26 protein-coding genes are annotated in these 26,307 nt (G+C 67.9%); 4 read left to right on the forward strand and 22 right to left on the reverse strand.

Annotation, left to right across the window (positions count from 1 at the left end):
* Positions 1 to 43 precede the first annotated feature (43 nt).
* Positions 44 to 1,327: a BamB-related PQQ repeat family beta-propellar protein gene (locus tag G6N57_RS25905; protein ID WP_077743848.1), complete on the forward strand. Its 1,284-nt coding sequence runs from the start codon at positions 44 to 46 to the stop codon at positions 1,325 to 1,327.
* A gap of 7 nt (positions 1,328 to 1,334) precedes the next feature.
* On the opposite strand, the gene G6N57_RS25910 is transcribed toward G6N57_RS25905, so the two are convergent.
* The 8 genes from G6N57_RS25910 to G6N57_RS31725 all read right to left on the reverse strand — a co-directional run bounded on the left by G6N57_RS25910 (position 1,335) and on the right by G6N57_RS31725 (position 7,581).
* A complete protein-coding gene (locus G6N57_RS25910) occupies positions 1,335 to 2,024 on the reverse strand; it encodes an esterase (protein WP_077743847.1) in 690 nt (229 codons plus the stop codon).
* A gap of 74 nt (positions 2,025 to 2,098) precedes the next feature.
* Positions 2,099 to 3,286: a THUMP-like domain-containing protein gene (locus G6N57_RS25915; RefSeq protein WP_097926013.1), complete on the reverse strand. Its 1,188-nt coding sequence runs from the start codon at positions 3,284 to 3,286 to the stop codon at positions 2,099 to 2,101.
* Entirely contained in the window at positions 3,283 to 4,284 is a 1,002-nt protein-coding gene (locus G6N57_RS25920; protein ID WP_077743846.1) for a class I SAM-dependent methyltransferase, read from the reverse strand. The genes G6N57_RS25915 and G6N57_RS25920 overlap by 4 nt, the downstream gene beginning before the upstream one ends.
* A 34-nt stretch (positions 4,285 to 4,318) precedes the next feature.
* Positions 4,319 to 4,990 (reverse strand): enoyl-CoA hydratase, encoded by a 672-nt coding sequence (locus tag G6N57_RS25925; RefSeq protein WP_077743845.1) that lies wholly within the window; start codon positions 4,988 to 4,990, stop codon positions 4,319 to 4,321.
* On the reverse strand, positions 4,987 to 5,778 hold the full coding sequence (locus G6N57_RS25930) for an NUDIX hydrolase (RefSeq protein ID WP_097926003.1): 792 nt from the start codon (positions 5,776 to 5,778) through the stop codon (positions 4,987 to 4,989). The genes G6N57_RS25925 and G6N57_RS25930 overlap by 4 nt, the downstream gene beginning before the upstream one ends.
* Before the next feature lie 143 nt (positions 5,779 to 5,921).
* Complete coding sequence (locus tag G6N57_RS25935; RefSeq protein WP_174814519.1) at positions 5,922 to 6,791, reverse strand: ABC transporter ATP-binding protein; 870 nt, start codon at positions 6,789 to 6,791, stop codon at positions 5,922 to 5,924.
* Positions 6,722 to 7,438 carry a membrane protein YczE gene (yczE, locus tag G6N57_RS25940; RefSeq protein ID WP_077743844.1) on the reverse strand — a complete coding sequence of 239 codons (717 nt, stop codon included), beginning with the start codon at positions 7,436 to 7,438 and terminating at the stop codon, positions 6,722 to 6,724. The genes G6N57_RS25935 and yczE overlap by 70 nt, the downstream gene beginning before the upstream one ends.
* The gene (locus tag G6N57_RS31725) at positions 7,435 to 7,581 is read right to left on the reverse strand and encodes a hypothetical protein (protein ID WP_097926002.1); all 147 of its coding nucleotides are present in this window, start codon (positions 7,579 to 7,581) and stop codon (positions 7,435 to 7,437) included. Before G6N57_RS31725 ends, yczE begins: the two co-directional genes overlap by 4 nt.
* A gap of 64 nt (positions 7,582 to 7,645) precedes the next feature.
* On the opposite strand from G6N57_RS31725, the gene yczR reads away from it, so the two are divergent.
* Positions 7,646 to 9,085, forward strand: a complete 1,440-nt coding sequence (gene yczR / locus G6N57_RS25945; protein ID WP_097926001.1) for a MocR-like transcription factor YczR — start codon at positions 7,646 to 7,648, stop codon at positions 9,083 to 9,085.
* Positions 9,086 to 9,092: 7 nt separating this feature from the next.
* On the opposite strand, the gene G6N57_RS25950 is transcribed toward yczR, so the two are convergent.
* From G6N57_RS25950 to ctaD, 3 genes are read right to left on the reverse strand one after another with little or no spacing between them, the layout of a single operon-like run.
* Complete coding sequence (locus G6N57_RS25950; protein WP_036439478.1) at positions 9,093 to 9,401, reverse strand: hypothetical protein; 309 nt, start codon at positions 9,399 to 9,401, stop codon at positions 9,093 to 9,095.
* 47 nt (positions 9,402 to 9,448) lie between these two features.
* Positions 9,449 to 10,693: a phosphoserine phosphatase SerB gene (gene serB, locus G6N57_RS25955; RefSeq protein WP_174814520.1), complete on the reverse strand. Its 1,245-nt coding sequence runs from the start codon at positions 10,691 to 10,693 to the stop codon at positions 9,449 to 9,451.
* Positions 10,694 to 10,735: 42 nt separating this feature from the next.
* Positions 10,736 to 12,463, reverse strand: coding sequence for an aa3-type cytochrome oxidase subunit I (gene ctaD, locus G6N57_RS25960; protein WP_077743909.1), 1,728 nt, complete (start codon positions 12,461 to 12,463; stop codon positions 10,736 to 10,738).
* A gap of 176 nt (positions 12,464 to 12,639) precedes the next feature.
* Here ctaD and G6N57_RS25965 point away from each other — a divergent pair, with 176 nt between their 5' ends.
* On the forward strand, positions 12,640 to 13,713 hold the full coding sequence (locus tag G6N57_RS25965) for an iron-siderophore ABC transporter substrate-binding protein (RefSeq protein WP_097926000.1): 1,074 nt from the start codon (positions 12,640 to 12,642) through the stop codon (positions 13,711 to 13,713).
* On the opposite strand, the gene G6N57_RS25970 is transcribed toward G6N57_RS25965, so the two are convergent.
* From G6N57_RS25970 to G6N57_RS26020, 11 genes are read right to left on the reverse strand one after another with little or no spacing between them, the layout of a single operon-like run.
* Complete coding sequence (locus G6N57_RS25970; RefSeq protein WP_234815675.1) at positions 13,706 to 14,770, reverse strand: isopenicillin N synthase family dioxygenase; 1,065 nt, start codon at positions 14,768 to 14,770, stop codon at positions 13,706 to 13,708. The genes G6N57_RS25965 and G6N57_RS25970 overlap by 8 nt on opposite strands.
* Positions 14,767 to 15,300 (reverse strand): hypothetical protein, encoded by a 534-nt coding sequence (locus G6N57_RS25975; RefSeq protein WP_077743907.1) that lies wholly within the window; start codon positions 15,298 to 15,300, stop codon positions 14,767 to 14,769. The genes G6N57_RS25970 and G6N57_RS25975 overlap by 4 nt, the downstream gene beginning before the upstream one ends.
* A complete protein-coding gene (gene alc / locus G6N57_RS25980; RefSeq protein WP_077743842.1) occupies positions 15,297 to 16,322 on the reverse strand; it encodes an allantoicase in 1,026 nt (341 codons plus the stop codon). The genes G6N57_RS25975 and alc overlap by 4 nt, the downstream gene beginning before the upstream one ends.
* A complete protein-coding gene (locus G6N57_RS25985) occupies positions 16,319 to 17,071 on the reverse strand; it encodes an aspartate/glutamate racemase family protein (protein ID WP_077743841.1) in 753 nt (250 codons plus the stop codon). Before G6N57_RS25985 ends, alc begins: the two co-directional genes overlap by 4 nt.
* Positions 17,068 to 18,369, reverse strand: coding sequence for an allantoinase AllB (gene allB, locus G6N57_RS25990; protein WP_077743840.1), 1,302 nt, complete (start codon positions 18,367 to 18,369; stop codon positions 17,068 to 17,070). Before allB ends, G6N57_RS25985 begins: the two co-directional genes overlap by 4 nt.
* Complete coding sequence (locus G6N57_RS25995; RefSeq protein ID WP_077743839.1) at positions 18,362 to 19,213, reverse strand: N-acyl homoserine lactonase family protein; 852 nt, start codon at positions 19,211 to 19,213, stop codon at positions 18,362 to 18,364. The genes allB and G6N57_RS25995 overlap by 8 nt, the downstream gene beginning before the upstream one ends.
* Positions 19,213 to 20,793 (reverse strand): ABC transporter substrate-binding protein, encoded by a 1,581-nt coding sequence (locus G6N57_RS26000; protein ID WP_077743838.1) that lies wholly within the window; start codon positions 20,791 to 20,793, stop codon positions 19,213 to 19,215. The genes G6N57_RS25995 and G6N57_RS26000 overlap by 1 nt, the downstream gene beginning before the upstream one ends.
* The gene (locus G6N57_RS26005; protein WP_077743837.1) at positions 20,790 to 21,425 is read right to left on the reverse strand and encodes a cysteine hydrolase family protein; all 636 of its coding nucleotides are present in this window, start codon (positions 21,423 to 21,425) and stop codon (positions 20,790 to 20,792) included. The genes G6N57_RS26000 and G6N57_RS26005 overlap by 4 nt, the downstream gene beginning before the upstream one ends.
* Positions 21,426 to 22,430 carry an ABC transporter permease gene (locus G6N57_RS26010; RefSeq protein WP_077743836.1) on the reverse strand — a complete coding sequence of 335 codons (1,005 nt, stop codon included), beginning with the start codon at positions 22,428 to 22,430 and terminating at the stop codon, positions 21,426 to 21,428. It lies immediately after the preceding gene.
* A 48-nt stretch (positions 22,431 to 22,478) separates the two neighbouring features.
* Positions 22,479 to 23,348, reverse strand: a complete 870-nt coding sequence (locus tag G6N57_RS26015) for an ABC transporter permease (protein ID WP_077743835.1) — start codon at positions 23,346 to 23,348, stop codon at positions 22,479 to 22,481.
* Entirely contained in the window at positions 23,348 to 25,396 is a 2,049-nt protein-coding gene (locus tag G6N57_RS26020; RefSeq protein ID WP_077743834.1) for a dipeptide ABC transporter ATP-binding protein, read from the reverse strand. The genes G6N57_RS26015 and G6N57_RS26020 overlap by 1 nt, the downstream gene beginning before the upstream one ends.
* A 223-nt stretch (positions 25,397 to 25,619) precedes the next feature.
* Between G6N57_RS26020 and G6N57_RS26025 the strand changes: the two genes are divergently transcribed.
* On the forward strand, positions 25,620 to 26,297 hold the full coding sequence (locus tag G6N57_RS26025) for a TetR/AcrR family transcriptional regulator (protein WP_077743833.1): 678 nt from the start codon (positions 25,620 to 25,622) through the stop codon (positions 26,295 to 26,297).
* Positions 26,298 to 26,307: the final 10 nt, after the last annotated feature.

Raw genomic sequence — 26,307 nt, forward strand, 5'->3', positions numbered from 1 at the left:
ACTCATACCAATCCCCCTGGGTGTTCGGCGACGAAAGGACATCGTGTTCCGGCGATACCTTGCACTGGCGGTCGCGGTGCTGTTCACAGGTCTGCTCGCCGGTTGCGAGAACACCGATTCCTGGGTGAACGCGCACGCCGCGGAAGGCTGGTCAGCGCAGTACGGAGACGCCGCCAACAGCAGTTACACCCGGTCCCACGGCCCGGAGGCGCTTCGCCTGGACTGGAGCCGATCGGTCAAGGGTGAGCTGGGTGCTCAGGTGGCGCTGAGCGCGGACAACCGCCTGGCGGTCAACGCGCAGACCGCCGGGGGCTGCTCATTGATGGTGTGGGAAGCCGACAACAACGCCCGCCAGCGCTGGTGCACGCGTCTGGTGCTGGGCGGCGGCTGGTCCAGTCCCCTGTTCGACGGGTTCGACAACGTCTACATCGGGCAACCCGGCACCATCCTGTCCTTCCCGCCCACCCAGTGGGTCCGCTGGCGCCAGCCGGTGATCGGCATGCCGACCACGCCCAGGCTCCTGGACGACGGCCAACTGCTGGTGGTCACCCATCTGGGCCAGGTGCTGGTGTTCGACGGACACCGCGGCACGGTCGACGGAACACCGCTGGATCTGGTTGCCGGCGTCGATCCGACCGATTCGCAGCGTGGTCTGGGCGACTGCCAGCCAGCCCGGTCGCGGTGCCCGGTGGCCGCCGCGCCCGCGTTCTCGCACCAGGCCGGCATCGTGGTGCTCAGCGTGTGGCAGCCCGGCGCCGAGGCACCGGTGCTGATGGGCTTGCGCTACCACCCCGGCGAGGAGACGCTCCTGACGCAGGAATGGACCAGCACCGCGGTCGGCCGCGGACCGCTGGCCAGCCCGGTGCTGTCGGCCGACGGTTCGACGGTGTACGTCAACGGCCGCGACCAGAAGCTGTGGGCGCTCAACTCTGCCGACGGTTCGCCGAAATGGTCGGTGCCGCTGAACTATCTGGCCCAGACCCCGCCCTCGGTGTCGCCGGACGGGCTGATCGTGGCCGGGGGCGGGCCGGAGGCCAAACTGACCGCGGTGCGCGACGCCGGCGACCACGGTGAGGTGGCCTGGGGCCGTGACGATGTGGTCCCGCTGACCACCTCGAGCCGGGCCGGCAGTGTCGGCTACACGATTGCCCGCGAGGGTGGCCACGGCCAGACCTTGTTGGTGTTCGACACCGCCGACGGGCACACCCTGAACGCCTACCCGGTTCCTGAGGCCACCGGCTGGCCGGTGGGGGTGTCGATCGGTCAGGATCACCGGATCGTCACCGCGACCAGCGACGGTCAGGTGTACGGGTTCGCGCCGGCCTGATCCCTCATCAGGCCAGGAGCGCCGCCACGGCGGACCGTGGCACGTTGGCCTGGCTGGCACCGGCGGCTTCCGGCAGCAGTTCACCCTGGCCGAAGAAGAAGATCACCGAGTCGTCGGTGATCGCAAAGTTCTGATAGTGCACGGGGTCCAGACCGACGGTTGACGGGATGGCCTGTTCGACGCCCGACTGCTTCTGCAGTTCGCGCTGCACGATCGGGAACACCACGTCCAACGGCCTGGAGCCCGGTTTGAACAGGGTGTCGAAGGTGATCGGTGCCCGCGTGGCCACGTTGTAGTTGAACGTCTTGTACCAGGTCTGCGGGTGCGCCCCGCCGACGTTCTGATAGACCTCGAACACCAGGCTCTGGGTGCGCGCCGGGGTGCCAGAACTGTACGCAGTGCCCTTGGCGTCCAGCACGTAAGGCTGATCGCGTGAGCCGGGCATGCCCGAGACGTTGACGAATCCGTCGCGGGTCTGGGTCAGGTAAGCGGCGACGGCCTGTTGATCGGGGTAGTCGACCGGAAACGTGTAATCCAGCCTGTAGGTGGCGTTGGCGGTGTGCACCTGACACGTCTGGTCACCGTCGACGGTGCCGCCGAGGTCGGCGCAGGCCGACTGCGCGGCCGCCAGCGGCATGCCGAGCCAGCCGAGCAGCGCACCGGCCGCCAGCAGCGCTGTCACAGGGGAAATTCGCATCGTCAGTCGTCCTCGCAGGCGATCAACTCACACCGGTGGATCCACCGGCGCGTTTCGTTCAGGGTACGTGGCCGTTATCGCGAAGGGCGACAAATGAATGCCGCTGCCCGGCTGGCTGCCCCGGACCCCAACCGCGCGATCACCACCGCCAGGTGCTCGGTGCCGCGCAGACGCATCCGCGCGCGCAGCGCATCGGGATCCACGTCCACGCCGCGAACCAGGATTTCCAGCGCCCCCACCGACCGAGCGGTCAGCGCGGCCTTCAGGCGGCGCTCCTGGAACTGCAGCTGTTCGAGGACCTCGAAACCACGTACCCCGGCGGGCAGCTGATCACCGGACAGGTAGGCGATGTCGGGGTCGAGCTGCCACAGTCCGTGCCGCGCCGCGTAGTGGCGTACCAATCCGGCCCGCACCACCGCCCCATCAGGGTCGACGATCCAGCGGCCGGCCGCGGCGACGGGGCAGTCGTCGGGTTCGGCGTCGCTGATCTCCTCGCGGGTGTCGAGCATGCTGGCTCGTCTGTGCACACCGGGTTCGGTCAGTCCGGGCGACCACAGGCAGGCTTCCCGCACGCTGCCGCCGACCGAGGTCACCTCGATCTCCCCGGCAAACCCCATCTTGGTGAGCTCGTCGAAATCGATTCCCGGAGCGCACTTCACCACGAGGTCTCGTTCGCGGTAGACGTCGAGAACGGCATCGAGAGCCGGGGTGTAGGCCCGTGGGTCGAAGCGACGCCGGCCGCCGGACCGCCGGGCCGGGTCGATGATCACCACGGTGTCGCGGGTGATCGGCGCGAGCGCGTCGGCCCGGCACAACGGGACGGCGGGGCCGCCGTCATCGAGATTGTTCGCGGCCATCGCCAGCCGCACCGGATCGAGGTCGCTGCCGAGCAGCTGCGTTGTGCAATCACGCAGTGCCGCAAGCTCACTGCCGATCGAGCAGGTGGCATCGTGCACCCGGGCACCGGCCAGCCTGCGGGCGCGGTGAGCAGCCACCGGTGCGGCCGTGGCCTGTTGCAGCGCCTCATCGGTGAACAGCCACCGACCCGGGTCGTCGAACTTGGCCGCAGCCCGGCGCCGCAGCTGTACGGTCTCCACCAGGATTCCGGCCCGGTCACCGAATTGCGTTCGGACCGCGGCAATGTCGCCGACCAGGCCGGCTCCGGCAAGGCGGCGCTGGGCGACCTCAGCCAGGGCCTGGGTTCCCGCCGCCGAACGCAGATACGCGACGTGTGAGAGGTCGAACGCTACTCCACCGCTCAGGAGGGCTTTACTCCCGTGACCATCACGTTGTAGAACCAGCCCTTGGGCACCACGCGACGCCACACGTTGGAGTCGACCCAGCTCAGGGTGGTCCAGCTGCTGAACGCGAACTTGGCCCAGCCCCAGCCCAGGCGCCCGGGCGGCACCGCTGCCTCGAAGGTGCGCACCGGCCAGCCGAGCATCGCCGCGGTGAATTCCTCACTGGCGGTGCGTACTTCGACAGCGCCGGCGTTGGTGGCCATCCGCTCCAGGTCGGCCGGGTCGAAGGTGTGCAGGTCGACGACGGCTTCCAGCGCCGCGGCGCGGGAGGACTCGTCGAGTTCGGCCTGGGGCCGGCGCCAGCCACTCAGCCAGGGCAGCTTGGTCAGGTTGGTGGTGGCGTGCCAGGTCAGTGTGGACAGCTCGCGCGCGTACTTGTTGCCGACCGTGGTCGGCTCACCGGCGAAGACGAACCGGCCGCCGGGCCTGAGCACCCGGACCACCTCGCGCAGGGAGAGTTCGACATCCGGGATGTGGTGGAGCACGGCGTGCCCGACGACCAGATCGAAGGTGTTGTCCTCGTACGGGATGCCCTCGGCGTCGGCGACCCGCCCGTCGATGTCCAGGCCGAGGGACTGGCCGTTGCGGGTGGCGACCTTGACCATGCCCGGGGACAGGTCGGTCACCGAACCGCGCCGCGCCACCCCGGACTGCACGAGGTTGAGCAGGAAGAACCCGGTGCCGCAGCCGAGCTCGAGGGCCCGGTCGTACGGCAGGTCGCGCTGCTCGGATTCGGGGACGATCGCGTCGAACCGGCCGCGCGCATAGTCGATACACCGCTGGTCGTAGGAGATCGACCACTTCTCGTCGTAGGTCTCGGCTTCCCAGTCGTGGTAGAGCACCTGCGCGAGCTTGCTGTCATGCATCGCGGCTTCGACCTGCTCGGCCGTGGCGTGCGGGTTAGGAGTCGGCATACCGGCAATCTCGGTGTCGGCGCCGGAATCCTTGATGTCAGTCATGCAGGGCAGCCTAACGGCCGGGGTGGGGTGGGTGTCAGGGCCGGTCCACCACTCCGTCGACGGCGGCCTTCGCCGCGGCCAATACGTCCACCGGATGGTCCACGAACCGCCGCGCCCAGGCCAGCGCCTCGTCGTAGACATGGTCGGGCGCCACCATCTGGTCGATCAGCCCGAGCTCCAGCGCCTCCTCGGCACCGACGAAGCGGCCGCTGAACACCAATTCCTTGGCCTTGCTGGCCCCGATGACCTCGGCCAGCCGCGCACCCCCGCCTGCGCGGGGTGCCAATCCGGCCAATATCTCGGTCGCCCCGAATTTGACGTTGTCGCCGCTGACGCGCCAATCGGCGGCCATCGCCAGGTTCAGGCCGCTGCCCAGCGCATAGCCGGTGATCGCGGCCACGGTGGGCTTGGGAATGGCGGCCACGGCCTCGATGCACTGGCGCAGCGCGGCATCGGCGGCAGCGGCCTCGCCGGTGTTCAGCGTGCGCAGCTCGGGGACGTCATCGCCGGCGCAGAAGATCTCATGACCGCCGTAGAGGATCACTGCCGAGATGTCGGTGCGCTCGCCCAGCTCGTGGGCGGCGGCGACCACCTCGCGGTACATCTGCCGGGTCAGGGCGTTGGTGGGCGGTCGCGACAGCATCAGGGTGCCGACGCGGTCCTGCTCAGGCGTCACCCCGGTGACCGCGCTGACGAACTCGTTCACTGGTCGGATTCCCTGCTCCCGGGCCCGCGCCCCAGAGGCGCCCGGTGGTTCCTCGCCGCGTTGTAGCGCCCGCTGTCGAAGAATTCGATCTGCCAGCTGCCCTCGCCGAGCGAAAGGTTGGGTTCGATGGGGACGATCTTGCGTTCACTGGCCAGCACGTCGGCGACCGAGCGGCCTGCCAGCGAATTGAGCTGCGTCCAGGTAGGTGGCAGCAGGAACGAGTTGCCCTGCTCGAAGTCGTCGAGCCCGGCCTGCGGGGTACTCCAGAAGGCGCGGTCGGTCTCGGTGTTCTCGCCGTCGGCCCGCTGCCCCTCGGGCAGTGCGCCGACGAAGAAGAAGGTGTCGTAGCGCCGGGTCCGTTCTTCTTTCGGCGTGATCCAGTTGTCCCACGGCCGCAGCAAGTCGGCGCGCAGCACCAGTTTCTCGTCGCGCAGGAAATCGGCGAAGGACAGCGAGTGGTTGGCCAGGGCGGCGCGCGCTTCGCCGTAGACCGAGGCGTCGGACACGATCCCGTCCGGATTGTCGGCCGGTCCGGCGAACAACACACCGGACTCCTCGAAGGTCTCGCGGGCGGCTGCGCACACCAACGCCTCGGCCAGCCCGGTATCCACGCCGAGCCGCGCGGCCCACCACTCGGGTTCGGGTCCGAACCAGGCGATGTCGGCATTGCGGTCGCGGTCGTCGACTCCCCCGCCCGGGAACACCATCACCCCGGCCACGAACTCCATCGCCGCATGCCTGCGCATCATGAAGACTTCGATCGATTCGGCGGCGTCGCGGACCAGCATCACCGTGGCCGCCGGACGCGGCACCAGTGGGTCGGTGCCGGTCGGCTCCTCGGGCAAGCCCTCGTCGGTGCCGGTCGACTCCTCGGGCAAGCCCACGTCGGTGCCGGTCGGCTCCCCGGGCAAGCCCTCGTCGGCCGATGTGCTCATTCACGCCTCCTGTGCGCCGCTCGCGTCCTGGTTCGCCGGGCGAAGTAACGCCCGTCGATCACGTCCAGCGCGATCGACTGACCGAACGCCTTGGACAGGTTCTCAGCAGTCAACACCTCGGTCAGCAGACCGGACGCAACCGCCCTGCCTTCCGACAGGATCAGCGCGTGGCTGAAACCGACCGGAATCTCCTCGACATGATGGGTGACCAGCACCATGGCCGGCGCATCGGGGTCGGCCGCCAGATCGGTCAACCGGGCCACCAACTCTTCGCGGCCCCCGAGGTCGAGGCCCGCCGCGGGTTCGTCGAGCAGCAGGAGTTCTGGATCGGTCATCAGCGACCGGGCGATCAGCACCCGTTTGCGTTCGCCTTCCGACAGCGTCCCGTAGGTGCGCTCCGCGAGGTGTTCGGCACCGACGCTCTCCAGCATGTCGACGGCCTGGGCGTAGTCGATGTCCTCGTAGTCCTCGCGCCAGCGGCCCAGGACGGCATAGCCGGCCGACACCACCAGATCGCGCACCACCTCGGTGTCCGGGATCCGCTGTGACAGCGCCGAGCTGCTCAGGCCGACCCGGGCCCGCAGCTCGGACATGTCGGTGCGACCCAACCGTTCACCGAGCACGTACGCCGTGCCCGACGACGGGTGTTCGGTGGCGGCGGCGATCCGAAGCAGTGAGGTCTTTCCGGCTCCGTTGGGGCCGATCACCACCCAGCGTTCGTCCAGTTCGACGGTCCAGGTGATGGGCCCGACCAGGGTGTTGCCGCCGCGCCGCAGGCTCACCCTGGCGAAGTCGATCAACAGGTCGGGGTCGGTTCCGTCTTCGTCATCGCTGATTGTCGAGTCGGTGCGTTCCCCTGAGGCCACTCGCTCATCGTAGTGACCGGTTCCCGATCCGCTCGGGCACGCCCGCCGCTGAAATCGTGGAACAACAATGACCGTGGGGTCAGCCGCAGGAACAGCTGTACGAGCGGCCCGATCCCGAACGCGTAGACGACCGTGCCGATCCCGACGGTGCCACCCATCAGCCAGCCGACGGCCAGTACGGTCGCCTCAATTGCGGTGCGCACCAGCCGCACCGACCACCCGGTACGGGCGACGAGTCCGGTCATCAGGCCGTCGCGAGGTCCGGGGCCAAGGCCTGCACCGATGTAGAGCACCGTGCTGATGGCGTTGAGCACGACCGCGCCGAGCATCATCGCGATGCGCACCGGCATCGCCGACGGCGCGGGGAGCACCGCAAGGGTGGCGTCGACGGTGACCGCGATGACGATGACGTTGGCGACGGTCCCGATCCCGGGCCGGTTCCGCAGCGGGATCCAGGCCAGTAGGACGACGACGCCGACGACGGCCGAGGCCGTGCCGAGCGACAGCGGTGTATGCCGGGTCAGCCCCTGGTGGAACACGTCCCACGGGTCGAGGCCCAGGCCGGCGCGCACCATCATCGCCATCGACGCGCCGTAGCCGCACAGGCCGATCAGAAGCAGGGCACCGCGGGTGAACGCCGTCCTCATGCGTGATCGGGGAATCGGACGCGGATCGCGTCGAGCTCGCTACGCACCCGGCGGGCGTCCACATCGCAGTCACCGGCGTAGTTGCCGGTGTCGTACACGCGGCGGAGGTTCTCCGCCAATCGGGAAATCCAGTTCCGTGCCATGCAGCCATGATCTCGACGATGTGGCTTGCTCATCAATATCCAGTTGGCACATACTGGCCTTATTATGTCGACGGATATGGCCGCACGAGCCCTCGATGTGGATCTTTTGACCCGCGAGTTGGGCAACTGGCGCACCTCCAGCCAAAGTGGCCCCGCCTATCTGGGCCTGGCTGACGCCATCCGGCTGCTGATCGTGGACGGCCGGGTCCCGGTGGGCTCACGAATCCCCAGCGAGCGGGCACTGGCCGAGTCGCTGCGGGTGTCGCGCACCACGGTCACCGCGGCCTTCGCCCAGTTGCGGGAGGACGGTTACCTGCACGCCCGGCGCGGCGCCCGCAGCGTCACCGCCCTGCCCGCGGCCGGCCACATCGAGCCCGATGCCACCACGCCGACGGTCAGCCTGGCCGCCGCCGCGCTCTCCGCGCCCGGCACCGCCGTGCTGGAGGCATTCGCCGACGCCGCCCGCGACATCGCACCGTATCTGCGGGAGCCCGGCCACGAACTGATGGGCGTCGGACCGCTGCGCTCCGCGATCGCCGAAAGATATTGCCGCAGAGGACTGCCCACCGATCCGAGCCAGATCATGGTGACCAGCGGAGCGCAGCACGCGATCGGGCTCATCCTGGCCAGCCACACCCAGCCCGGTGACCGGGTGCTCGTCGAGCAACCCACCTATCACGGTGCGCTGTCGGCCATCTCGACCGCGGGAGCCCGCGCGGTCCCGGTCGCGCTCGCCGAGGACGGCTGGGAACTCGACGCCGTGCAGGCCGCGTTGCGCCAGCTGGCACCGAGCCTGGCCTACCTGGTTCCCGACAGCCACAATCCGACCGGGTTCACCATGCCTGCCGCGGAACGAAAGCGGTTGGGGCAGATCATCTCCGACACCCGCACCCGCACCATCGTCGACGAGTCCATCGTCGACATGTGGATCGACGAGGCGCCGCCCGAGCCGCTGGCGGCATCGGTGCCGCGCACCGATCTGGTGCTGACCATCGGCTCGATGTCGAAATCGTTCTGGGGCGGTCTGCGCGTCGGCTGGATTCGCGCCGAGCGCGGCACCCTGGCCACCATCGCCGCGATCCGGCCTTCGGTGGACCTCGGTACCCCGATCCTCGAACAACTCGCCGCGGCGAAACTGCTGGCGATGCGCGCCGAGGTGCTTCCGGAACGGCGCGAGACCATCCGCGCGCGCCGCGAGTTCCTGGTGGCACTGCTGGCGCGCGAGCTTCCGGACTGGCAGCCCGGGCACGGCCGCGGCGGGATGTCATTGTGGGTGAAGTTGCCGGCGCCGATGAGCACCGCGTTGTCGGCGGCCGCGATGCGGCTGGGTCTGGATGTGCCCGCCGGTCCACGATTCGGCGTGGACGGCACGCTGGAGCGGTTCATCCGGCTGCCCTACGCGCTGCCCGAGGCTGAACTCGAAGAGGCCGTGCAACTGCTGGTGCGGGCCTGGCACAGCATCACCGGCACGCTCAGCGCGCAGCCGCAGACGCTGGTGGTCTAGTCAGCGATCAAGGCTGCTGCGACATCGCGTAGCAGGTGCTGTAGTGCTCGATGGTGCACGGAATCCCGTTCACCGTCGGCAGCTGGCCCGGCTGGTTCGTGATGTTGGTTCCCCCGGCGCTGGGCGCCATCACCGGCGGTGCCACCGCACCCATCCCGCCACCGGACGAACCGGCCACACACACGCCCTCGAACTTGGTCTGGACGGTGCCCGACGGGCATCGCTTGGCCTCGGCAGGTGCCGCGACCGCCAACTGGCCCAGGACTGCCGCCACGGCGAACGCGCCAACCACGACTGTGTGCTTCAGGTTCGCCATGTCCCCCACCCTACTTCAGGGCATGCGCCCGTTCAGCGGTAGCGGCGTCAGTCCTCGGGAATCTCGACGCGGCGCAGCACGCCGTCCTGGGCGTCGGCGGCCTCGATCTCGCCGCGGGTGACGCCGAGGATGAACAGCACGGTGTCCAGGTACGGATGGCTCAGCGACGCGTCGGCGACCTCACGCAGGGCGGGCTTGGCGTTGAACGCGACGCCGAGGCCGGCTGCCGCCAGCATGTCGATGTCGTTGGCCCCGTCGCCGACCGCCACGGTCTGTTCCATGGGCACGCCGACCTGCTGGGCGAAATCGCGCAGCGCCTTGGCTTTACCGGGGCGGTCGATCACCTGGCCGATCACCCGCCCGGTCAGCTTGCCGTCGACGACCTCGAGCTCGTTGGCCGCGACGTAATCGAGCATGAGTTCGTGCGCCAGCGGTTCGATGACCTGGCGGAAGCCACCGGACACCACGCCGCAGTGGAAACCGAGCCGGCGCAGGGTCCGGATGGTGGTCCGGGCACCGGGGGTCAGCTCCACCTGCTCGGCCACGTCGTCGAGCACCGAGGCGGGCAGACCGGCCAGCGTCGCCACCCGGCGGTGCAGAGATTCGGCGAAATCCAGCTCGCCGCGCATCGCCGCTTCGGTGACCGCAGCCACCTGGGCTTCCATGCCGGCCCGGGCGGCCAGCATCTCGATGACCTCACCTTGGATCAGGGTGGAGTCGACGTCGAAGACGATCAGCCGCTTGGCCCGCCGGGCCAGGCTGTAGTCCTCGAGTGCGATGTCGACGCCTTCGTCCACAGCCACCTGGGCCAACGCGGACTGCAGTTGGCCGTAGGCGGCGCCGGCCGGCACAGACACCCGCAGTTCCAGGCCGGTCACCGGGTAGTCGGACACCCCACGGATCGTGTCGATGTTGACGCCCAGGCTCGCGACCGCGCGGGCCACCACGCTGAACGACTCGGCGGTGATCGGGCGACCCAGCACCACGATGGTGTGGGTCGACGGCTCACGCATGACGGGCATGTCGTCGCTGCGCTCGATCGCCACGTCCAGGCCGAGCCGGTGGATCGCCGTCTCGACGTCGCTGCGCAGCGCATCACCGTCGACGGTCTCGGCGGGCGCCGCGACCAGCACACCCAAGGTGAGCCGGCCGCGGACCACGACCTGTTCGACGTTGCGTAGTTCGACCTGATGGCGGGCGAGCACCTCGAACAGCGCCGATGTGACACCGGGCTGATCGACTCCGGTGACGGTGATCAGTACCGACGAGCGCCCTCGTGGAGCACCGATCATCGAAACATCCTCGACGTGCTCACCCCCGGATACTGCCACCCGTCAGCTGGAGCGGTCCGCAGACTCGAGCTCTGGGTGATGCGCGCGGCCCACGTGGGCCTCGGCGCGCATCCGCTCGACCATGTGCGGGTAGTGCAGCTCGAACGCCGGGCGCTCCGAACGGATCCGGGGCAGCTCGGTGAAGTTGTGCCGCGGCGGCGGGCACGAGGTCGCCCACTCCAGCGAGTTGCCGTAACCCCACGGGTCATCGACCATGACCGGCTCGCCGTAACGCCAGCTCTTGAACACGTTCCACACGAACGGCAGCGTCGAGATGCCCAGGATGAACGCACCGATCGTGGAGACCACGTTGAGCGTGGTGAAGCCGTCGCTGGGCAGGTAGTCGGCGTAGCGACGCGGCATGCCCTCGTCACCCACCCAGTGCTGCACCAGGAAGGTGGTGTGGAAGCCGATGAAAGTCAGCCAGAAGTGCAGCTTGCCCAGGCGCTCGTCGAGCAGACGTCCGGTCATCTTCGGGAACCAGAAGTAGATGCCCGCGTAGGTGGCGAACACGATGGTGCCGAAGAGCACGTAGTGGAAGTGCGCGATGACGAAGTAGCTGTCGGTGACGTGGAAGTCGATCGGCGGGCTGGCCAGCAGCACGCCGGACAGGCCACCCAGCAGGAAGGTGATCAGGAAGCCGACCGAGAACAGCATCGGCGTCTCGAAGGTCAACTGGCCCTTCCACATCGTTCCGATCCAGTTGAAGAACTTGATGCCCGTCGGGACGGCGATCAGGAACGTCATGAAGGAGAAGAACGGCAGCAGCACCGCGCCGGTGGCGTACATGTGGTGCGCCCACACCGCGACCGACAGGGCCGCGATGCTGATGGTCGCGTAGATCAGCGTGGTGTAACCGAAGATCGGCTTGCGGCTGAACACCGGGAAGATCTCGGACACGATGCCAAAGAATGGCAGCGCGATGATGTACACCTCGGGGTGACCGAAGAACCAGAACAGGTGCTGCCACAACAGGACACCGCCGTTGGCCGGGTCATAGATGTGCGCGCCCAGGTGGCGGTCGGCAGCCAGGCCGAACAGCGCGGCGGTCAGGATCGGGAATGCGATCAGCACCAGGATCGAGGTCACCAGGATGTTCCAGGTGAACACCGGCATGCGGAACATCGTCATACCGGGCGCACGCATGCAGACCACGGTGGTGACCATGTTGACGCCACCGAGGATGGTGCCGAGACCACCGACGGCCAGGCCCAGGATCCACAGGTCACCGCCGGCACCCGGCGAGTGGATGGCGTCGGTCAGCGGCGAGTAGGCCGTCCAGCCGAAGTCGGCGGCGCCGCCGGGGGTGATGAAGCCGCCAAGGGCGATCAGCGCGCCGAACAGGAACAGCCAGAACGACAGCGCGTTCAGTCGCGGGAACGCGACGTCGGGCGCGCCGATCTGCAGCGGGAGCACCAGGTTGGCGAACCCGAACACGATCGGGGTGGCGTAGAACAGCAGCATCACCGTGCCGTGCATGGTGAACAGCTGGTTGAACTGCTCATTGCTCAGGAACTGCAACCCGGGCATCGCCAACTCGGTACGCATGAACAGTGCCATCAGACCGCCGATGAAGAAGAAGGCGAAGCAGACGACGCAGTACATGATGCCGATCAGCTTGTGATCGGTCGTCGTGATGAGCTTGTAGATCAGGTTGCCCTTGGGGCCCATCCGTTCCGGAAAAGGACGACGTGCCTCGAGTTCTCCGATTGGGGGCGCTTCGGCTACCAAGAGATCCTCCAAAGATTCGTCGGGAAATCCCGCATATCGACCTGAATCCTAACGCTCCCGGCCGTCTGTCCGCCCCTGGGTCCTACAAACTGTCGTACTGCGTGGCGGCCCGGCGTCACATCTTTCGGCCGCGAGGCCCTGACCAGCGACGAAGCCGTGAATGTTACGGTCGCCCGGTGCTGACCAACCGACCCCGCGCCGCAGTCGCGGTGATCGCCGCGGCCGCGACACTCGCCAGTGGATGCGGCTCCGCCGAGCAGACGCAGCAGGCGCAGACGTCGATGACCACCAGCGTCACCAAGATCGCCGACGCAGGCGTGCTGGGTAATCAGCGCCGCCCCGACGAATCGTGCGCCGCCGAACCGGCCGCCGCCGATCAGTCGGCGCGCCAGGTCCGCAATGCCAGGGCCGAAGGCTCCGATATCCCCGAGTCCACCGAGGTGCGCGGGGACCCGCAGCGCATCGTGGCACTGTCCGGTGACCAACTGGATGCGTTGTGCGCGCTGGGACTGCAGTCCCGCATCGTCGCGGCCGCGCTCCCGGACGGCGCGTCGGAGCAGCCGTCCTATCTGGGCGCCGTCGTGCACGGGGTCGCCCCCGCCGGTTCGCGGACGACGCCGGACCTCGACGCCGTCAAGGCGGCCAACCCGGAGCTGATCCTGGGTTCGGCCACCATCACGCCGTCCTCCTTCGGCGCGTTGTCGGCGATCGCCCCGACCGTGTTCACCGGAGCGCCGGGCGCCGGGTGGCGCGACACGCTGCGCGCGGTGGGTGAGGCGACCGGGCGCGGCGATGCCGCGGCCGATCTGATCGCGAAGTTCGACGACGCCGCCCGCGACACCGGCGCGCAGAACGACGCCGCGCACTTCCAGGCTTCGGTGGTGCAGCTGACCGAGAACACCGTCCGGGTGTACGGCGCCGACACCTTCCCCGGCAGCGTGCTGGCCACGGTGGGCTTGGATCGCCCTGCCGCGCAACGGTTTACCGACAAGCCCTACGACGAGCTCAGCACCACCGACGCCGATTACCGGATCGCCGACGCAGACATCGTCTACGTCTCGTTCGCGTCGGCGGCGGCCAGGGACAAGGCACCCAAGATCCTGGAGAGCCCCGCCTGGCGGGCCCTGTCGGCGACCAAGGACAACCGGGTGTTCGTGGTGAACAACGAGGTCTGGCAGACCGGGCAGAACATCGTGGCCGCCCGCGGCATCCTCGACGACCTGCGTTGGGTGAACGCCCCGATCAACTGACCGGGCTGTCGACCCCGTGCACGGCCTGTCTGCCGAACTGACCGGTGGCCAGCGACCCGTCGGGTAGCACCAACTCCCCCGCCTGCATGCGGCGGCGCAGGTAGGCGAACGTCTGCGCGGTCTGGGCGAACAGGTGCTCGCCTGCGCGCAGTGCCGGGCGCTGCGGCCCATCGCCTGCGACGAATCGAGGCAGCGGTTTCACCTCGGTGTGATAGTCGACGTTGAAGAACAACGGGAACGAGTAGCGCTCCTCGGCCACGCGGCGCACGCGGTGACTGGTCGCCACGAACGTCCCGTTCGTCCACAGTTCGAGCAGATCCCCGATGTTGACCACGAACGTCCCGTCCACCGGGGGGACATCGATCCACTCGCCGGCGCCGTTGAGCACCTCCAGACCCGGCGCGGTGGGTTTGAGCAGGGTGAAGCACTCGTAGTCGGTGTGGGCGCCGATGCCCTGGGCGTCCTTCGCGTCGGGATTGAACGGGTAGTGCATCAGCCGCAACTGACTGGGGGTCTTGGTGGCATGCCGGGAGAACACCTCGGGGTCCTCCCCGAGCGCGACCGCGAACGCCCACAACAGTTGCCTGCCGACGTCGAGCACCGCCTGGTAGTAGGCCGTCACCGCCTCGGCGAATCCGGGGAGATCGGGCCAGGTGTTGGGTCCGAGCATCGGGTTGCCCGCCAGGTGGTCGGGGTCGTCGTCCGGCAGGTCCAGCGCGGTGTCGAAGGCTTCCTTGAGGTCGGGCGGGTTGTCGGATTCGAGGCCTTCCTCCCCCACCGGGACGTAGCCTCGATGGCACTGTGACAGCCCGATGTAGCTACGCATCTTCTCGTCGAGCGGCAGCGCGAAGAACTCCTTCGTGGCTGCGAGCATCCGCTCGAACGCCGATTCGTCGATTCCCGACCCGCTGATGTAGAAGAATCCGACTTCTCTTGCCGCGGCGCCGATCTCGGCGGCAACCCGTTCCCGCTCCTCCCGCTGTTCCGAACGCAGCCCGCTGATGTCGATGACCGGCACGGTGTTGAACGCCGCCAACGATGATGCACTGCCACTCACAGATCCACTGTCCCTTCACTTCGTTCCACGACCCAGCGCACGCCGTTGGCCTGGATCTGCTTGCGTTCCAGATCGATTGCGAGCGCGGCCCATCGCGGCCCGCCCACCGTGTCGATCACCACGTCACCGGCGCCCAGCCACCCGAAGACCGGGCCGACGCGGACCAGGATGGCCCGGTCACCGTCGGGTGCCCGCAGGAACAACCCGCCGCGCGGAGTCGTCGGGAGGAGATCGCGCACCCAATGTTCGACGTAGTCCTCATGCACCCCGGTCTCAACCAGAGTTTGTCCTTCCCAATGCATGTCGCCTTCATCTGGAACCGGACCCGACGGCTCCAGCTCGACATCACGCCGCCACGAGAAGACCGTGCCGCGTTGGATGAGTTCACCTCCGAAGCCACGCGAGTCGACGTACGCGCTGCCGGCCTGCAACCAGGCGACACCGGCAGCGGTGTCACGCGATCCGTCGGCCTCGATCAGCAAGGTGCGCCGCCACAGTCCGGCACAATCCGCTGCGAGAACATCGCTCACGAGCACTCCGTCCACCGGTCGCGAAGCTGTTGCATCCCTTGCTCTGTCGGCGCGCCCCAGGCCCGCACCCTGGCGATCCCTCCGTCGGGATACGCCTGCACCCGCATCGCAGTGACGTTCGGGGCATCGATGACGAACACCTGCCTGGCGTCTGCAGCCAACTGGATGCGGCTGAGCACCGGAATATCGAATGGCGCTGCTGCCCATTCATGTTCGTCGTCGGCGCGCATTCTGGAACCGAACACGGCCACCTCCCGAGACGCATTGAAGACGAAGTAGGACGTGTCGATCTCGATGCGCTTCAGGTTGGCCGGTACGGCGAACGAGATCACCACAGCGTCGTGATCGTCTGGGCCGGCGTCGCGGCGCCGGCGCGTTTCCCAGCCATCGCCCATGTTGCGCGGCCGGTTGGGAGCCACCAGCGGCCCGGCGTCGGAGTAGAACGCATCGCTGCACCATTCGACGCGACCGCCCTGCTCCAGGCCGGACACCTCGACGGTGACGTCGGACCACAGCACCGGGTCGGGGATCACCTCGCCGTAGGCGCGCAGCCGGGCCACACCGCCGTCGGTCGCCAGCGCCAGCCGCAGATGTGTCCAGCGGTGCCTATCGCCGACCGTCATCAGGTTGTGCGAATCCGGTTTCAATCCGGTGGATTCCACGATGGTTGTCCACTGCACAGCGGGATCCGTCACATCGGCGCTCGGTGCCAGCACGGCCGCGTCCAGGCGGCACGCCTGCGGATGATTGCCCGAGAAGAACCGGGTGTCGACGTCAACCGCATACAGCCGCCCGGGCGCACCGAGTCGCACGATCGCCCAGTCACCACCGGGCCCGGCGTGACGACGGGTCTCCCAGCCGTCGACCACCTCCCCGCGCAAGTCGTAGGTGCCCGGCACGAAGGCCGGTTCGGACGGATCGATCAGCCGTTCCTTGAAGCCGAACGACTCATCGCTGGCCGCAACCACACTGCCTCCGACGACCCGGGAGGCCAGGTCCACGCCCGGTGCTGCCGGGATCATCGGTCCACTCCCAGGGCGGGCGAGATCGGCCAGTGGCTGCGCGGGTTCGCCGGCCCCGGCGCGTACACCCCGGCCTTGCTGGTCGACAACCCCAGCCCGACCACGGCCTGGGCCAGACCGACAGCCGCCGCGACACCGTCGACCACAGGCACACCCAGCTTGGCGGTGACCGCGTCGACGACCCCGGCCATCCCCGCGCACCCCAGGCAGATCACATCGGCACCGTCCTCGGTGACCGCGCGGGCGGCCTCCTCCACGATCGCCTGGATCGCGCCCTCGGGGTCGGCATCGACTGTGGCGGTGTCGAGTCCGCAGGCCCGCACCGACGCACAGTGCGCGTCGAGGCCGGCCAGGAGCAGCCGGTCTTCGATCGGTGCGATGGACCGGGCCAGCGTGGTCACGACCGAAAACCTCCGGCCGATCAGATGTGCGACGTGCGCCGAACACTCGGCGATGTCGAACACCGGCACGGTGAGCATTTCGGCGAGTGCATCTCTGCCGTGCTCCCCGAACCCGGCCACGACGACCGCGTCGAAATCGAAGTCACCCGCCTCGGTCATCCCGGCGACCAGGTCCATCATGCCGACGGCGGCCAGGTAACTCTCGGCGGCCGAGTCGATCGCAACGCTGCCGAACCGCGGGGCCAGACAAATGATCTCGGTGTCGGCATGCGCCGCTTCGGTGGCCGCCGCGGCGATCTCGGTGGTCATCGACCCCGAGGTGTTGGGATTGAGTACCAGAATCCTCATACCGGTTCGGCCACCTTCTCCAGCACCGGTACGCCCGCCACCCAGGTTTGCAGAGCCGCACCCCGGACAGTCAGACCCGAATACGGGCTGATCCGGTGCCGGTGGAGCAGATCCCGTGCGAGTACGGATGTCTCCGCGTCGGGATCGAAGGCACACAAGTCAGCCCGCAGTCCGGGTGCGATGCTCCCCCGGTCGGCAAGCCCGGCCAGCGCGGCAGGCCGCTGGGCCATCCAGCGACTCAGCTCGGGCAGTCCGAATCCACGGTGAGCTGCGTGTGCCCACACCGCGCTCGGCCCGACCTGCAATGAGCTGACGCCGCCGAAGGCCTGCCCGAAATCCCCGTCGGCCTTGAGGTTCGGGGAACACGGCGAATGATCCGAGACCACCATGTCCAGGGTCCCGTCCAGCAGTCCGTCCCACAGTCGCTCCCGGTTGGCGGCATCTCGGACAGGTGGGCAGGCGGCGAACTCCGTGCCGCCGTCGGGAATCTCGTTCGCCGTGAATGTCAGATAGTGCGGACAGGTCTCGGCGGTCACCGGGATGCCTGCACGTTTGGCATCGGCGAGCATGGGCAGCACGTTCGCACTGGACACGTGCACGATGTGGGCGTGGGCACCACTCGCGGCCGCCGTCTCGATCACGAGCCGTACCGCATCCTCTTCGGCGGCATCGGGGCGGGACCGCAGAAACGATGAGTAGCGCCGCCCGTGCGGCGGTGTGCTTTCGGCGATCACCCGATGGCTTTCGGCGTGTACCAACAGCACCGAGCCGAGTTCGGCGATCCGGCTCATCGCGATACGGAACTGCGCGGGAGTCAGGTATCCGAAGTCGGGGTTGCCGGAGTCGGAGAGGAAGCATTTGAACCCGCGGACCCCCGCAGCGGCCAGCGATTCCAGTTCACCCAGGTTCTCGGGCACCACGCCCGCCCAGAACTTGACGTCGACACGGCAGTTCCCCTCGGCCACCGCCTGTTTGGTCCGCAGGGCGGCCACGGTGGTCGTCACCGGACGGCAATCCAGCGGCATGTCCACGATGGTGGTGATCCCGGCAACGGCGGCCGCAGCGGTCGCCGTTCCGAAACCCTCCCAGTCGGTGCCCGGTTCGTTGACGTGGACGTGGGTGTCGACGAAGCCGGGAAGCAGCACGGCGTGGGCCGGGAGTTCGACGCGGTTCGGTGCTTCCACAGCGGTATCCACGGCCCCGATCTCCGTGATCACGCCTCCGGTGACCGCGACGGACGCCGGCCGTAGCTCTCCGTCGAGCAGCACCTGTCGCGCCCGGAGGACCAGATCAGGCATGGGACGCCCCCGAGGTGACAGGTCCGAAGCGCTCGTGAAAGTGCTCGGTCAGCCCGGGCCACACATGTGGGTCGTGCCCGGGAATCAGCTGATATCCCTTGTCGTGCGCCAGCTTCTTGAGCCTGCGGATCGGTTCGACAGTCTCCTCGGGCCGGACGTCGATGAATCCGCCGATCGGGAGTTCGTGCTCGATGTTCTCGGTCAGATCGGCGGCATCGAACGCAAACACGAATCCGCCACCGCCGACAGACTCGTCGAGCTCCACCGCGAAACTCTGATGTCCTGGCGTGTGTCCGTACGTCGGGATCGCGGTGATGCCTGGCGCGATCGTGGCCTCGCCGTCAGCCAGCCGCCAGTCGATGTTCGGATCGTCGAAGTCCACCCGGACGATCGCATTGCGTTCCGGTTCAGGGTGATTCGACAGGCCGTACTCGAGCTCGCGACGTTGTGCGTGCACCGGAACCTTGCCGGCGAACAGCTTGAGCCCGCCGGCATGGTCGTGGTGCAGGTGGCTCACCGCGACGGTGTGGATGTCGTCGATATCGACTCCGACCTCGGCGAGCCGCTGCTCGATCGGCTCGCCGGGGCCCGGCAGCACCGGCCGGTACTCCACGGTCGGGAAGAACCGGCGATACAACGCCGGGTCGCGCACCAGGGCGGTGTTGAACCCGGTGTCCAGCAGCACCCAGCCCCCGTCGGTCTGAAGCAGCACTCCCGGAACGGGTTCGCGCATCCGCTCCTGTGCCGGGGCTCCGTACACCGACACCGATTTCGGTAGTTCCTCCCACCCGAGGGTGAGCAGGATGATGTGGCGGACTCCGCTCTTGCGGACCAGTGTCGCCATCAGCCCACCGACAGTGCGGCGAGCCGCAGTGAGTTGGGGTTGGTCACGACGTGGGCCTGCTCGACGCCCTTGAGCCAGGGCTGGGCCACCATGAAGTCGTTGACGTCGGCGATGTTGAGCCAGCAGCCGGTCTTCACCGCTTCCAGTCCGGCCCGTGAGAACACCGCGGCATCGCCGGTGGGCAGGCCACTGGCCAACGCATCGGTGACCGGTGGTGCCGAGCAGCCCAGGTAGTTCAGCCCGCCGTCGGGATCCCATGAGATGTGCCCCCAGGTGTACGGCGACGGCGCGTCGGGCCAAGCGAGGGCCGTGAAGATCTCGGGAGCCGACTGGCCGTCGGTGCCGACCCAACCGTAGATTTCTGACGTCGGGTAGGCCTGGACCTTGGCGGTCAATCCCGCAGCGGCGAGCTGTGTCTGAAGCAGATTGCTGACCAGCTGATTGTCGGGATTGCTCGAGTCGTAGCCGATGGTGATGGCTTTCTGGTCGGCGGGCAGTCCCCCTGCGATGCCACTGAGCGCCGACGGATCGTGCGCCACACCCTGATTGGCGAAGTCCGAGGCCATCATGTTGGGCGGATAGATCTGTCGGGCCACATCGCCGCGTCCGAAGTACGTCTGCTTGACCAGCTCGTCGATGTTGATCGCCTGCAGCACCGCGGTGCGGTTCTTGGCGTCGGTCATCATGCCCTTGTGCGGGTTGACGTACAGGTAGTTGGACATCATGGTCGGCAGCGAGTAGTTGGCGAATGCCTTGTTGTCCAGGTAGGACTGCACCGCTGACGAGGGCAGGTCATGCAGGATCGCGGCGAGCTGCCCGTTGTTGAACTGGAGCTGCTGCGCGGAGACGTCGGTGATCACCGGCATCTCGACCTTCTCGAAGTACGGCTTGGTCCCCCAGTACTCCGGGAATGACGCGAGCGCATAACGTGATCCGACCTCGGCGGCGGTGAGCGTGTACGGGCCGGTTCCCAGATCGTGATTCGTCAGGTAGCTCTGTGCGTGGTCGGCACCCGCGTTCTGTTGCAGTCCTTGAGGACTCATCATCCTGGGCCCGTACGCACACGCGAGATAGTCGAGGAAGGCCGCGTTGGGTGCCTTCAGGGTGATGGTGACGTCGTAATCACCGTGTGCGGTGACCGATTCCACGTCCTTCACCATGTAGGCCGGGCCTTGGTCGACGGCCAGCCTGCGATCGAACGACGCCTTGACCGCCTCCGCGGTGAACGGGGTGCCGTCATGGAACTTGACGCCTTCACGCAGTTTGAAATCGAACACCCGGTTGTCCGGCGATGCCTTCCACTCGGTGGCCAGCAGCGGTTCCAGCACCGGCTTGTCCGTGCCCGCCTTGTACTGAAGCAGGCCCTCGTAGATGTTGGTGGTCAGCAGCAGGCCCTGGCCGGCGTAGTAGATGTCGGGGTCCGGCGGCTGGCCGGGATCCTGCAGGAACGACAGGTGCAGCACCTTGTCGGTCGGCGCCGCACTGGGTGTGCCGCTCCCCGAATCCGATCCGCCGCAGGCACTCAGCATCATCGCCGCCACCGCGCTCACGGCGGCCACGGTCTTCCATCGCTTGATCATCGGGCGGCTCCTTCGAGAACGGGTCGGGACGTGGCGAGTTCGGAAAAGGCGGCGAGGATCTCGTCAGAGGTCCGCAGGGCGCCGGTCTGCAGGTACTCCATGGCGTCGAGCGCGGCGTCGTGCCGGTACTGCGACGAGCCGCCCACGCAGTCGGTGACGACGCGGGCGTAGAAGTCACGCTGGTGGGCGTCGGCGAAGGTGTAATGGACGCAGACGTCGGTCAGGCCGCCGATCAAGATGAGAGTCGAGGCCTTGAGGCCGGACAGCACGATCTCGAAATCCGTTCCGATGAAACCCGAGTAGCGGCGCTTCACGATGTGGAACTCGTCGGGCCGGGGTCGCAGGGTGGGTTCGAGGTCGGTGCCTGGCTGGCCCTCGACGCAGTGGACGCCCTCGGTGCCGTCGAGTTCGCGGCCGAAGTCGATGCCACTGGGCCGGTGCACCTCCTGGAAGAACACCACCGGCACACCCGCGGCGCGGGCGGCGGCGAGCAGCTTTTCGGCGATAGCGACACGCTCGGCATGACCGGGCATCACCGGAATCCCGGCGTCCTGGGCCGACATTCCACCGCCTTCCTGTATGTCGACCACGACAAGAACTGGATTACCCACGATGAGTGGCTGTTTGGGCACCTAACCTCCTATTACTGCGATACGGGGATCGGCTGCCGCCTGGAGCAGGTCCACGGCGGTGTTGATGACTACATAGAGCGCCCCCAGCATCAAGGTGACGCCCGCGATGGCGGGAAAGTCGGCGACCGGGATGCTCTGCGCGATGTACTGGCCGATGCCGGGCCACCCGAACACCTGCTCGACGACGAGTACCCCCGAGAACATCAGGCCCACTTGAAGTCCGGTCATCGACAGCGCCGATCCCACCGAGTTGCGCAGCACGTGCCGCGTCATGATCCGGCCCTCCGACAGCCCCTTGGCCCGGGCGGTACGCGCATAGTCGCTGTCGATGTCGGTCATCAGGCTGCTGCGCAGGACCCGCCCGATCGCCACGGCAGGGCCGATGGCGATCACCAGGGCCGGCAGCATCAGGTGGTGCACAGCGTCGGCCACCACATCGAACCGGCCGTGCACGAGGCCGTCGACGGTGAGCAGGCCCGTCGGTCCGGTCGGCGGATTCGCCACCGCCATCCGGCCGTTGGCCGGAACCCATCCCAGGTTTTGGTAGAACACGATCAATCCGAGGATGCCGAGCAGGAACATCGGCGCCGCGGCACCGGTGAACAGCACGGCGCGAAGCACCTGGGCCCCAGGCCATTTCAGCGTGGTGCCGAATGCCAGCAGAGCCGCCAGCACCAGCGCGATGGCGATCCCGAAGATCGCGAGTTCCAAAGTGGCCGGCAGGAAGCTACCGAGGTCCGACAGCACCGGATGGCGGGTGCGGTAGGAGGTTCCGAGATCACCGGTCACCGCGTTGGTCAGGTAATGCCAGAACTGCACGAGCACCGGCTGGTTCAGTCCGAGTTCTTCGCGCCGGGCCGCGACGGCCTGCGCCGAGGCCTGTGCGCCCAACTGTGCCTTCACCGGATCGAGTGGCGAGATGTGCTGCAGCACGAACATCACCCCGGTGAGCGCGATCAGGATCGCCACCATCGCGCCCACACGGGACGCCACGAATGTCTTCACTCGAGTACTCCTCTCTTCGCGCAAGCGCTCATCGGCGCTACTCCTGTCTCAGCGGTTCTTCATCAGGTTGCGCAGGCAATCCCCCGCGATGTTTCCCACCAGCGCCAGCACCAGGACACCGAGACCAGGCATCACCGGAATCCACCACTGCTGCAGGAAATAACTGAGGTTTCGGGCCGAGTCGGCGCCCAGTTCAGGCGCCGGTGCCGCTTGTCCGAGCCCGAGGAACGACAGCGCGGCCACGGTGAGGATCAAGGTGCCCAGATCCAGGCTGGCGGCCACGAGAGCGTTCGGCACCGCCCCGGGCAACAGGTGCCGCGTCGCGAGCCGGAATCGGCTCACCCCGGCCAGTTTCGCGGCTTCGACATGTGGCCGGGCGGCCAGACGCGCGACCTCACCGCGCACCAGCCGCGCGTAGAACGGCCACCAGACGATGGACACCGCGATCAGGGTGTGCACGAAGCCCGGCCCGAGCGCGGCCACGACCGCGATTGCCAGCACCGGGGCGGGAAGGGACAGGAACGCGTCGGTGATGCGCATCAACACGGAGTCGATCCAGCCTCCGGATGCGCCGGCGATCAGGCCGATCAGCCCGCCGATCGCCAGGCCGACAGCGACGACGACCAGCGCCGCGAACCAACTGGAGCGCGCGCCGTAGAGCACTCGGGACAGGATGTCGCGGCCGACGGAGTCTGTGCCGAGCAGGAATCCGTTCTTGCCCGGCGCCTGCAGCGGCATACCCACCGGGGTGAGCGGGTCGTGTGGGGCGATCACCGGTACCGCGATGACGAGCAGGGTCAGCACGATCACCATGGAGAATCCGGCCCAGTTAAGCACGGTGGACCGCGGCCAGGACCATGCCGGCCGCGGACTGGTGCGCCCGCCGGCCAGGGTGGGGAATGCAATCGCTATCGCCATCAGACCGCCCGCCTTTCGATACACGCCACGTGATGGGGATTGCCCGGTGTGCCCTCCAATCGGACGTCGAGTTCGCTTCCGCCGCAGGCCGGTACCGAGATCGGGCATCTCGGGTGGAATGCGCAACCATCCGGCGGCGACAGCGGGCTGGCGGGTTCGCCTGGGAGCACGCGGGATTCGCGGCCCAGGTCGGGGATCGCGTCGACCAGTGCCTGCGTGTACGGATGGGCCGGGTCGCCGATCACGCGGTCGGCCGGTCCGATCTCGACGATGCGGCCCAGGTACATCACGGCGATCCGGTCGGCCACCACCCGGGCCACCGACAGGTCGTGGGTGACGAAGACGACGGACATGTCCAGGCTGCGGCGCAGTTCGGCGATCAGGTTGAGCACCGAGGCGGCGAGCGACACGTCGAGCGCGCTGGTCGGCTCGTCACAGAGCAGCACCGACGGCGGCACGACGGTGGCCCGCGCCAGCGAAACCCGTTGGCGCTGACCACCGGAAAGTTCTCCTGAGCGCGCCTTGGCGACCTCGGCCGGAAGGCCGACCCGTTCGAGGACCTCATTCACCACGGTGCGGCGCCGGGCCGCAGGCATCTTGGTGCCGCGCAATCGTTCGCCGATCAACTCACCGACCGACAGCCACGGGGTGAGTGAGGCGCCGGCATCCTGGAAGACCATTTGTGGACATTTCCCGCCGGCTACCTGGACCGACCCCGACGTAGGGCTCTCCAGCCCGGCGATGATCCGCAGCAGTGTCGACTTGCCCGAGCCGCTCTCCCCGACCAGTGCCACCGATTCGCCCTGCCGCACCCGCATGGTCACGCCACGCAGCGCATGCAGCTTCCCGTGGTTGTCGGCCGAACGGTCCAGCCACCGCCGCGACACTGCGAACGTCTTGGTGACGTTGGCCAGCGCGACCGCGGGTGGCTGATCGGGGCCGCCCTGCTCGATGGCCGGGAACACCTCTTCGGCGCCGGCTGTCGCGAGTCCGACCGTCCCGCCGAGGTCCGCCATCGGCCGAATACAGGCGCTGACCCGCCCGGGTGCGACGACAACTGGTTCGGGCAGTGAGTTCGAGCAGTCCGCTGAGGCCACTGCACACCGCGGCTCGAAGGCGCATCCGGGCAACGGCGACGCCGGGCTGGGCACCGCGCCGGGCAGCGCCGCGAGCTTCCGGTCACGTGGGGTGTCCAGTGTGAGCCGGCTGCCGAGCAGTCCTTTGGTGTAGGGATGGGCGGGGTTGGCCAGCACCTCTGCCGCCGGGCCGATTTCGGCGATGCGCCCCGCGTACAGCACTGCGATGCGGTCGGAGATCTGCGCGGCGACGCCCAGGTCGTGGGTGATCAGCACGATGCTGCAACCGATCTCGTCCCGCAGCCGCTGCAGCAGCCGCAACACCTGGGCCTGCACGGTGACATCGAGCGCGGTGGTCGGTTCATCGGCGATGACGAGTTCGGGGTCCCCCGCGACCGCCATCGCAATCATCACGCGCTGACGCAACCCGCCGGAGAGTTCGTGCGGATATGCCCGCATCCGTCGCTTGGGTTCCGGAATGCCCACCGCGGTGAGCAGCCGCAGCGCCTCCTGCTCACTGCCTGCCGCCTCCGCCACCTGCTTGCCGATCCGCATCGTCGGGTTCAGCGAGGTCATCGGGTCCTGGAACACCGCACCGAGATCTAGGCGACGCACCTTGCGCAACGCCTTCGCCCCGCCGTTGACCATGTCGGAGTTCGCCACCACGACCGACCCGCCGATCGTGGCGCTCTTGGGTAGCAGTCCGAGCATGGTGAACCCGAGAACGGTCTTGCCGGAACCGGATTCACCGACCAGTCCGACGATCTCCCCCGGGGCGATGGTGAGGGAGACCCCACGCAGCGCGTGGACGTCGCGGCCATTGCGACGGAACGTGACACTCAGATCGTCGACGGCGGCAACCGGCCCTGGTGGTGAAAGTTCTGCTGTCTCAGTGCGGATCACCGAGCCGTCGACCGCGGGGTCCGCGCCGAGGCCCGCGGGGAAGGTCATGTCGATCATGGCCTCAGCCATCGTGGGCCTCCCAGAAGCGATTTGGCAGTTTCGCGTCACCACTTTGTGTCGCAGCCTGTCGAGCGACAGTTTTCACCGGCGGCGGCGTCGCTGGGTGTCAGAGGCGTTAATGAGGTGTAAAGGAATTGACGGACCCGGTAACCGTCACGTGTCGTGCGTTTCTATCGAGTGACCGATACCCCGTGCGCTGGCTCTTCGCGGCCGGAGGGCCAACCATGGCCGTATGGCAGGAAGACCACGCGTGCACGCCCAACGCAGGCAGGGAGATACGGCTCGTGACGAAATCCTCGACGCCGCAGGCGAATTGTTCACCGCAACCGGTTACGCGGGGACGTCGACACGAGCGATCGCCGAAGCAGTTGGTGTCCGCCAGGCATCCCTGTACCACTACTTCAAGACCAAGGACGACATTCTGTGCGCGCTGCTCGAGCAGACCGTCGCGCCGACCCTGGAGTTCATCCCGAGCCTGCTGGGCACCGAACCCGCGTTGACCGCCGATGAACATCTCCACGCGTTGGCGGCGTTCGACGGCGCACAGCTGATGTCCGGCCGGTGGAACCTCGGCGCGCTCTACCTGCTGCCCGAGTTGCGCGAAGCCAAGCTCGAACCCTTCTGGTCGGACCGGGAGCGGTTACGCCTGCACTATCTGTCTGTGAGTCGCGCGCTGAGCCGGCGGACCGGCGTTCACGAAGCGGCCGCGGACCTTCCGTTCCGGCTCGTCGAATCGTTGGTCAACGTGTGGTCCATGCCGGCCGGCCCGGAACGTTGCGAGATGCCGTTCCACGTGGCAGACGCTTGCATGCGCGTCCTGGGCATCCCCGATGAGGAAGCCGCCGCGCTGCGGTCGCGTAGCCACCGGGAGATCGACAGACATGTCAGGAGCCACTCACCCGACCCGTAGTCTGCATTGC

The organism is Mycolicibacterium boenickei (assembly GCF_010731295.1).
Taxonomy (GTDB): domain Bacteria; phylum Actinomycetota; class Actinomycetes; order Mycobacteriales; family Mycobacteriaceae; genus Mycobacterium; species Mycobacterium boenickei.